Source organism: Rhodococcus sp. ENV425 (assembly GCF_002887785.1).
Lineage (GTDB): Bacteria > Actinomycetota > Actinomycetes > Mycobacteriales > Mycobacteriaceae > Rhodococcus > Rhodococcus aetherivorans.
In genome coordinates this window covers 1,406-6,380 of record NZ_PCZU01000176.1, presented here as the reverse complement: position 1 = coordinate 6,380, position 4,975 = coordinate 1,406, and the positions used below count along the sequence as shown (strand labels likewise).

Annotated in this window: 4 protein-coding genes; all 4 read left to right on the top strand. The window is 73.8% G+C overall.

What is annotated here, in order from left to right; all coding sequences use genetic code 11:
- On the top strand, positions 1–1,110 hold a 1,110-nt coding region (locus CQZ88_RS14255; RefSeq protein ID WP_258008598.1), incomplete at its 5' end, for a Mur ligase family protein.
- Positions 1,107–2,633 carry a UDP-N-acetylmuramoyl-tripeptide--D-alanyl-D-alanine ligase gene (gene murF / locus CQZ88_RS14250; RefSeq protein WP_065922494.1) on the top strand — a complete coding sequence of 509 codons (1,527 nt, stop codon included), beginning with the start codon at positions 1,107–1,109 and terminating at the stop codon, positions 2,631–2,633. The genes CQZ88_RS14255 and murF, both read left to right, overlap by 4 nt.
- Positions 2,630–3,712, top strand: a complete 1,083-nt coding sequence (mraY, locus tag CQZ88_RS14245; RefSeq protein ID WP_003934158.1) for a phospho-N-acetylmuramoyl-pentapeptide-transferase — start codon at positions 2,630–2,632, stop codon at positions 3,710–3,712. The genes murF and mraY overlap by 4 nt, the downstream gene beginning before the upstream one ends.
- A gap of 76 nt (positions 3,713–3,788) precedes the next feature.
- The coding region (gene murD / locus CQZ88_RS14240; RefSeq protein ID WP_258008600.1) for a UDP-N-acetylmuramoyl-L-alanine--D-glutamate ligase at positions 3,789–4,975 on the top strand (1,187 nt) is incomplete at its 3' end.

Here is a 4,975-nt window from a genome sequence, read left to right as displayed (position 1 = left end):
GCGGGCCGGCGGGTCCCCAGCGCGCTCACCACCCCCGAGGCCCCGCAGCTGCACGCCCTGTTCGCGGCCATGCGCGAGCAGGGCATCGACACCGTGGTGATGGAGGTCTCGAGCCACGCCCTGTCCCTGGGGCGGGTCGCCGGGGTCCGCTTCGCGGTCGGTGCCTTCACGAACCTGTCCCAGGACCACCTCGACTTCCATCGCGACCTCGACGACTACTTCGGGGCGAAGGCCCGGCTCTTCGCGGCGGACTCGCCCGTGCGGGCCCGCCGTGCCGTCGTGTGCATCGACGACGAGTGGGGCGTGCGGATGGCCGGGATCGCCCGGGCCGCCCACCCTGCGGAGCCCGAGGCGGTGCGCACCGTCGCCACCACCGGAACCGCCGACTGGACGGCGACGGCGGTCCGCACCGAGCCGTCCGGCTCCCAGGTGTTCACCCTCGCCGGGCCCGACGGCACCGCACGGCGCGTCGCGGTGCGCCTGCCCGGCCACTACAACGTCGCCAACGCCGCCCTCGCCGTCGCGGTGTGCGCGGCGGTCGGGGTCGACGTCGACGCCGCGGCCGCCGGCATCGCCGACGTCGACGTACCCGGACGGGTGGAGCGGGTCGACCGCGGGCAGGGTTTCCTCGCCGTCGTCGACTATGCGCACAAGCCGGCTGCGCTCGAGGCCGTTATCGCGACGTTGCGCGGACGGGCAGCCGGCGGCCGGCTCGCCGTCGTCGTCGGTGCGGGCGGCGACCGCGACCACGGCAAGCGTCCGCTCATGGGCGACGTCGGAGCCCGTGGGGCGGACCTGCTCGTCGTCACCGACGACAACCCCCGCACCGAGGATCCGGCGGTCATCCGCGCCGCGCTGCTCGCCGGTGCCCGCGCCGTCCCCGAACAGCAGCGGGGGGAGATCCGCGAGATCGGTGACCGGGCCGCCGCCGTCGAGGCGGCCGTGCGCTGGGCACGCCCGGGCGACATCGTCCTCGTGGCAGGCAAGGGCCACGAGACCGGCCAGGAGATCCACGGGGTCAAGCACCCCTTCGACGACCGCGAAGTGCTCGCCGCGGCCATCGACCGGTTCGCCGGCGCAGGTAGCGAGCAGTACGGAGGCACCGAATGATCCCGATGACACTCGCCCGCATCGCGGAGGTGGTCGGTGGGACACTGCACGACGTCGACGACCCGGCCGTCGAGGTGACGGGCACCGTCGAGTTCGACTCCCGCAAGGTCACCCCGCGCGGGCTGTTCCTGGCGCTGCCGGGGGCCCGCTCCGACGGGCACGACCACGCCGCCGACGCCATCGCCGCCGGCGCCGCCGCGGTGCTCGCCGCCCGACCGGTGGGTGTGCCCGCCGTCGTGGTGCCGCCGGTGCCGCCGGTCGAGACCAACTCGCTGGCCTTCGAACACGACCCCGACGGCTCGGGTGCCGCCGTCCTCGCCGCGCTGGGTGCCCTCGCCCGCGCCGTGGTCGACGAGCTCACCGCCGCCGGGCTGACCGTCGTCGGCGTCACCGGATCCGCGGGCAAGACCTCCACGAAGGACCTGCTTGCCGCGGTGCTCGCGCCGCTCGGCCCGGTCGTCGCCCCTCCCGGCTCCTTCAACAACGAGCTCGGGCATCCGTGGACGGCGCTGCGCGCCACCACCGACACCCGATTCCTGGTGCTGGAGATGTCGGCCCGCGGACCCGGGCACATCGCCGCCCTCGCCACCGTCGCGCCGCCCCGCATCGGGGTGGTGCTCAACGTCGGCACCGCCCACCTGGGGGAATTCGGTTCCCAGGAGGTCATCGCCCGGACGAAGGGGGAGCTCGTCGAGGCCCTGCCGGCCGCCGAGGAGGGCGGCGTGGCGATCCTCAACGCGGACGACCCCCTGGTCGCCGCGATGGCACCGCGCACCCGCGCCCGCGTGGTGCTCGTCGGCAGCGACCCGGCCGCGCAGGTCCGGGCCACCGACGTCCACCTCGACGAGCACGCCCGTCCCACGTTCACCCTCGTCGTGCGCGACGACGGCACCGAGCGCCGCACCACGGTCACCCTCGCGGTGCACGGCGAGCACCACATCGGCAACGCCCTGGCGGCCGCGGCCGTCGCGCTCGAGTGCGGCGCCACGCCCGAGCAGGTCGCGACCGCGCTCGGCGGTGCCGGCGCGGTGTCGGCGCACCGTATGGACGTGCGCACCCGTGCCGACGGCGTCACCGTCGTCGACGACGCGTACAACGCCAACCCGGACTCGATGCGGGCGGCGCTCAAGGCGCTGGTAACCATGGCCCGCGCCGGCGACAGCCCGCGCCGGACCTGGGCGGTGCTGGGGGAGATGGGCGAACTCGGTGACGAGTCCGTCGTCGAGCACGACGCCATCGGCCGGCTCGCGGTGCGCCTGGACGTCACCCGCATCGTCGCGGTCGGCGCGACCCGCCCGGTCCGCGGTCTCTACCAGGGTGCGGTGATGGAAGGATCCTGGGGCGACGAGGCGAGCCACGTCCCCGACGCCGCCGCCGCGATCGAGCTCCTCGAGCGCGAGCTGCGGCCCGGCGACCTGGTACTGGTCAAGGCCTCGCAGTCCGTCCGGTTGTGGACGGTGGCGGAGGCGATCCTCGCAGGAACGGCGGGTACGGCAGGAACGGAAACGGAGGCCGCACGGTGAGACAGATCCTCTTCGCCGCGGGAATCGCACTGGCGGTGTCGATCCTGCTGACGCCGGTGCTGATCAAGGCATTCTCGCGGCAGGGATTCGGTCAGGAGATCCGCGTCGAAGGACCGCAGAGCCACCAGTCCAAGCGCGGCACACCGACCATGGGCGGCGTCGCGATCCTCGCCGGCCTGTGGGCCGGATACTTCGGTGCGCACGCGATCGGTCTGGCCTACGAGGGGGCGGAGGGACCGTCGGCCTCGGGTCTGCTCGTGCTGGGCCTGACCACCGCCCTCGGCGGCGTCGGCTTCCTCGACGACTTCATCAAGATCCGCAAGCAGCGCAATCTGGGCCTGAACAAGACCGCCAAACTGGTCGGTCAGCTCGTCGCCGCGGTCGCGTTCGGCATCCTCGCCCTGCAGTTCCGCAACGGCGACGGACTCACCCCGGGCAGCACCCACCTGTCCTACGTGCGCGACATCGCCACCGTCTCGATGGGCGCGGTGGTGTTCATCCTCTTCGTGTACCTGCTCGTCAGCGCGTGGTCCAACGCGGTCAACCTCACCGACGGCCTCGACGGGCTCGCCGCCGGGTCGATGAGCCTCGTGCTCGGCGCCTACGTGATCATCACGTTCTGGCAGTACCGCAACTCGTGCGTCGCCGACCCCGGCAAGGGCTGCTACGACGTGCGGGACCCGCTCGACCTGGCGCTGCTGTGCGCCGCCGGCGCCGCCGCGTGCATCGGCTTCCTGTGGTGGAACGCCGCCCCCGCGAAGATCTTCATGGGCGACACCGGCTCGCTCGCCCTCGGCGGCATGCTCGCGGGCCTGTCCGTCACCACGCGCACCGAGCTGCTCATGGTGGTCATCGGCGCCCTGTTCGTCGCCGAGGCGGCGTCCGTCGTCATCCAGGTGGCGGTGTTCCGGTCCAGCCGGCGTCGCGTGTTCCGGATGGCGCCGTTCCATCACCACTTCGAGCTCGGCGGCTGGGCGGAGACGACGGTGATCATCCGGTTCTGGTTGCTCGCCGCCATCGCGTCGGCCATCGGCATGGCCCTGTTCTACAGCGAATACCTAGCGGCGATCGGGGACTGACACCGTGACAGACGAACTGCGCCGCCAAGACCTGGACCGGCTCCGCGGCGCCCGCGTGCTCGTCGCCGGCGGCGGGATGTCCGGTCGTGCCACCCTCGCCCCCCTCAGCGACCTCGGCGCAACGGTGACCGTCACCGACCGCGACCCGCAGGCCCTCGCGCGCAGCCGTGAGCTCGGCGCCGACACCGTCGATCTCGACGACCTCGTCGCGGACGCGTCGTCGCTGCACGAGTATGCGCTGGTCGTGACGAGCCCCGGCTTCGCGCCCGACGCGCCGCTGCTCTCGCACGCCGCCGGCGCCGCCGTGCCGATCTGGGGCGACATCGAGCTGTCCTGGCGCATCGACCGCGCCGAGATCTACGGCCCGCCGCGGCGCTGGCTCGTCGTCACCGGCACCAACGGCAAGACCACGACGACGACGATGCTGCAGTCGATCCTCGAGGCCGCCGGGCTCGCGTCCGTGGCGTGCGGCAACATCGGCCTGCCGGTCCTCGACGCGCTGCGCCGCGCGGACCCCCGCGCCGACGTCCTCGCCGTGGAACTGTCGTCGTTCCAGCTGCACTGGGCGCCGTCCGTGCGGCCCGAGGCCGGCGTGATCCTCAACATCGCCGAGGACCACCTGGACTGGCACGGCGGGATGGCGGGCTACATCGACGCCAAGGCACGGGCGCTGTCCGGCACCGTGGGGGTGCTCGGCCTCGACGATCCGATCGCCGGGGGCCTGCGCGACCGGTCCCGTGCCGTCGTCACCGTCGGCTTCACGCTCGGCTACCCGCAGCCCGGTGAGCTCGGCATCAGTGGCGACGTTCTGGTCGACCGGGCCTTCGCCGACTCGGCGGTGCTCGCCTCGGTCGTCGACGTGACCCCTGCCGGGCCGGCCGGCCTGTCGGATGCGCTCGCCGCCGCCGCGCTGGCCCGCGCGATCGACGTCCCCGCCTCCGCGGTGCACGACGGTCTGCGCCGGCACCGGGTCGGTCCGCACCGCGCCGCCCCGGTCGGCACCGTCGGCGGCGTGGAGTACGTCGACGATTCGAAGGCCACCAATCCGCACGCGGCCCGCACGTCGCTGCTCGCCCACGACCGGGTGGTGTGGGTGGCCGGGGGCCTGCTCAAGGGCGCCCACGTCGACGACCTGGTGGCGGAGGTCGCACCCCGCCTCGCCGGGGTGGTGCTGCTCGGCCGCGACGCCGACCGCATCGCCGACGCGCTGGCGCGACACGCCCCCGAGGTCCCCGTGGTCCTCCTCGACACGCGCGACGATGG

Bases quoted from the DNA above. Each gene is read 5' to 3' on its own strand.
- murF (WP_065922494.1), top strand. From the start codon at position 1,107: ATGATCCCGATGACACTCGCCCGCATCGCGGAGGTGGTCGGTGGGACA.